The organism is Chamaesiphon sp. OTE_75_metabat_556 (assembly GCF_031378165.1).
Classification (GTDB): domain Bacteria; phylum Cyanobacteriota; class Cyanobacteriia; order Cyanobacteriales; family Chamaesiphonaceae; genus Chamaesiphon.
Genome location: NZ_JANNDR010000095.1, coordinates 1 through 3,199 on the forward strand (window position 1 = coordinate 1; position 3,199 = coordinate 3,199).

The window sequence follows — 3,199 nt, forward strand, 5'->3', positions numbered from 1 at the left end:
CTCCGATTGAAGACACCATCTCGACATGGGGATGCGGAAATTGTGGTGTTGACCAATTTGCCCATCACGGCTGCCAGTGCTCAAATCGTGATCCAATTGTACCGAGAACGTTGGCAGGTGGAGCGGTTATTTTTAACCGTGACCCAAAACTTTGAAGGCGAAATTAATACGTTGGCTTACCCCAAAGCTGCGCTGTTCAGTTTTAGCTTGGCGTTAGTTGCCTATAATCTACTGGCCACCTTAAGAGCGGCTTTAGCCAGCGTTCATGGTGTGGGTAAAATTGAGGCATCCTTGTCTGATTTCTATCTTGTTGATGAAATTCAGGGGACTTACCGTGGCATGATGATTTCGCTGCCACCAACAGCTTGGCTGTGTTTTGGCGATTTTGCTTTAACTGATTTTGTGCTGCTACTCCAGGATTTAGCCTCGAAAGTTGATTTAACTCGTTTTCTCAAACAGCCCCGCAAGCAGAAGAAAAATCAGCCGCCTTTGGTTAAAGATCCCCAGCATCCCCATGTTTCTACTGCCAAACTTTTATCTGGCTGCTAAATAACATTTAGACAGGTATCGCCCCTGAAGACAACCGCGCATCGGCTCCCATCTTCACCAAACTACTCCCCGTCAGATCGGCAAATACTAACGGACGACTGCTCTCGATCGCATACAAATCTCGCTGTCTCAATACCGACTCAGAGACTCCCTGAGCCCCATGAGTCCTACCATAGCACTCGATCCAACTCGCATACACATCAGCTCCCACATACAAAATCCCATAGCCCTGAGCCGGACTATCAAACCGCCCTTTACCCGTGCGATCGAAATACAAACTAGAAGCAAAATCAACCGCATTCAATCGATACCAAGTCCCTTTATTAATAATAACTGGTAGCTCTCTCCGATCGAAATCTTCCGGCGGTAAGGGATGGGGAATTAACGGATCTTCAGGCTGGATTTGGTTCGCCATAACAAGCAGCAGCAGTAACTACAGCATCGATATTTCCAGCCACCAAACACTCTAAAGGAGTAAGATTATTCAACCGTAAATCCCCAGTTTTCATAAACATTAACTGCGTCCACGCATCGAACTTAGCCAACGCAGTCAATACCAAATCGAGTCCAACTAAAACACCCCCATCTTGAAACTGCCACAGCGGATAAAAATATCCCCGTTTCCCCAAAGAAACAGCCAAAAGTTGACCCTTACCCCGCCGTTTATCCACAGCCTGTCGAGAAATTCCCAATAATTGAGCGACTTCTTCACTCCGTAACGGTTGCCCATCGCTATATAGTAGTTCCTGCTTGACTTTCATCCCCCGCAATCGCGCTCCCGCCAACGGATCTGTCGGTGCGAGTTCGGCAAGTAATTCGGGTGCAGTCAACGCCGAGATCGTCCACTCAAAACTATTAGTATGAGGACTCGCCGTAACATTACTCGCATGACTGGCAGCTAGAGCCACATCAAGCGTCGCTTGCCAGTATTGAGACAGCTTGTGATGGTGCTTTGATTCCCGCAATAAAGTGGCTAAAGCTTCCTTAAACTGGGGAGAAGCATCGAGTAAATTATCGATCAGTCTTTGTTCGATCTGGGTGGAGGTTTGTACCCTGTCGATTAAGGTGTCTACACTCATTTTTTTAATTGATAATTGATAATGCGATCGACAACTTTATCCAGCTACGATCGATCTCTACTAAGATTCCGCACACAAAGCGTCAGAGTTGTGCAATTTCGTCAACATATTCTTAATTTAACAAAGTTAAGCAACTTCGTCAACTGAAACTAGCTGTTGACAGTTTTGAGTCCGAAAACCTCGACTATTAACACGCGCTTATCTGCGTTGAAGTCATTAACCAATCATGCGCGAAAGTTAGGGCAATGTGGTTATAGCCTGGAAGATATCAAGCTGATGCCCGTCGAGAACTACCGCGATACCTCTGGCATCGGTGTAGATGATTATCGATCGATTCTTCAGGAGGTGGATCGATCGACAGTCATCGGGAAGCGCAACTACGCGATCATGCGCCTACTCTGGGATAACGCTATTCGGCGGGGCGAGCTGACATCGACAAATATCGAAGATTTTCGGGAGGGGAAGTTGTGGATTCTGCGGAAAGGGCAGCGGCAAAAACAACCGATCGATCTGGCTGCTCGGACTGCGGCGGCTCTAGCGGAATGGTTGGAAATTAGGGCAGGGCAAGCGAAAGACCCGATCTTTATCGCTCTGGATAAGCGTTCTTATGGTATGCGGCTATCAGGTCGATCCGTGGCGCGGGTTGTCGATTGGACGACGGTAGATGCAGGGGTGGAGAAACACATGTCCCCGCACCGCGTCCGACACAGTAGCATCACGGCTGCGCTCGATGCTACGAATGGGGATGTGCGGACGGTGCAGCAATTGAGCGGTCATGCGGATCTGAATGTGATCCGGCGTTATGACGATAATCGGCAGGGTTTACAGAAGAAAGTATCGAATCTATTGTCAGACTTGGTTTAATTATTAATTATCAATTATCAATTAATTTAAAGTCTGCCTTACTGAAAAATTACTTCCTCTTTGATTCTGATATTGAGAACAGAATGAACAGCCATGACTCTGGATAAGCTAGCATTGGCATATCGAGTAGATTCATATTGCTGAATTTGTTGCTCTTTTAACCCTAAAGAAGTTGCTAACTGACCTTGAGTTAGTCCTCTAACGATTCGTGCTTTGATGAGAGCATCTGGTAGTTGCTCTAGGGAATCAAAGTTTAACGTTTGGACTGTGCCACTCTTCAAACGCTCGTATTCTACAATTTCCTCTTTGAAGGAATCAATTTGACTGTTGAGAGCATCTAAGTAAAGTTGGTGTCTCATTCGATCGTTAAAGTCCATCGTTGATGTACTTTTTGTTTCGAGTTCTGCTAAAGAAGCCTCAAACTTCTTGAGTTCAGCTCTGGTAATAGAGTATTGTCTTTCGTTAGAAATCATTATTTTGAGGAATTGAAACCTTCTAGGCAATGTTCTGAATCTGTTGAAGGAAATCAAATGCGTTGATAATTTCAGCGATCGGAAACCTAAATCCACAGATTTAGCACATTACCTCTTCGGTTCAATTCTATAAATGTACAGAAACTATACCTTTGGGATTACCATCCCGGTCTTTCTGAAAGAAATCTAGATGGGTTACTCCAGTTAGATTGGTGGGTAGATCGGCTGGAAATA

Annotated in this window: 5 protein-coding genes; 2 read left to right on the forward strand and 3 right to left on the reverse strand. The window is 45.5% G+C overall.

The window, feature by feature from the left end; genetic code table 11:
• On the forward strand, window positions 1-549 hold a 549-nt coding region (locus RMO27_RS04260; protein ID WP_309729432.1), incomplete at its 5' end, for a transposase.
• Between the two features lie 7 nt (window positions 550-556).
• On the opposite strand, the gene RMO27_RS04265 is transcribed toward RMO27_RS04260, so the two are convergent.
• Window positions 557-964 carry an RES domain-containing protein gene (locus tag RMO27_RS04265; protein WP_309729435.1) on the reverse strand — a complete coding sequence of 136 codons (408 nt, stop codon included), beginning with the start codon at window positions 962-964 and terminating at the stop codon, window positions 557-559.
• Window positions 942-1,628, reverse strand: a complete 687-nt coding sequence (locus tag RMO27_RS04270) for a hypothetical protein (protein WP_309729438.1) — start codon at window positions 1,626-1,628, stop codon at window positions 942-944. The genes RMO27_RS04265 and RMO27_RS04270 overlap by 23 nt, the downstream gene beginning before the upstream one ends.
• Before the next feature lie 207 nt (window positions 1,629-1,835).
• On the opposite strand from RMO27_RS04270, the gene RMO27_RS04275 reads away from it, so the two are divergent.
• The gene (locus RMO27_RS04275) at window positions 1,836-2,492 is read left to right on the forward strand and encodes a tyrosine-type recombinase/integrase (protein ID WP_309729441.1); all 657 of its coding nucleotides are present in this window, start codon (window positions 1,836-1,838) and stop codon (window positions 2,490-2,492) included.
• Between the two features lie 38 nt (window positions 2,493-2,530).
• Here the strand turns inward: RMO27_RS04275 and RMO27_RS04280 are convergent, their stop codons facing one another.
• Complete coding sequence (locus RMO27_RS04280; RefSeq protein ID WP_309729444.1) at window positions 2,531-2,965, reverse strand: helix-turn-helix transcriptional regulator; 435 nt, start codon at window positions 2,963-2,965, stop codon at window positions 2,531-2,533.
• Window positions 2,966-3,199 lie beyond the last annotated feature (234 nt).